The 338-nt window shown below is 50.3% G+C and carries 1 rRNA gene; it reads left to right on the plus strand.

Going from position 1 to position 338, the window contains the following annotated elements:
* A 23S ribosomal RNA gene (locus CBX96_RS21445) occupies positions 1-338 on the plus strand; the annotation flags it as partial.

Here is a 338-nt window from a genome sequence, read left to right on the forward strand (position 1 = left end):
TGAGGCAAACGAGGGGAACTGAAACATCTAAGTACCCTTAGGAAAAGAAATCAACCGAGATTCCCCTAGTAGCGGCGAGCGAACGGGGATTAGCCCTTAAGTCAGAGGGGGGTTAGTGGAATGGTCTGGAAAGTCCAGCGGCACAGGGTGATAGCCCCGTACACGAAAACTAACCTTTGATGAAAACGAGTAAGGCGGGACACGTGATATCCTGTTTGAATATGGGGGGACCATCCTCCAAGGCTAAATACTCCTGACTGACCGATAGTGAACCAGTACCGTGAGGGAAAGGCGAAAAGAACCCCTGTGAGGGGAGTGAATTAGAACCTGAAACCGTA

Source organism: Shewanella sp. BC20, from assembly GCF_003129585.1.
Lineage (GTDB): Bacteria > Pseudomonadota > Gammaproteobacteria > Enterobacterales > Shewanellaceae > Shewanella > Shewanella seohaensis.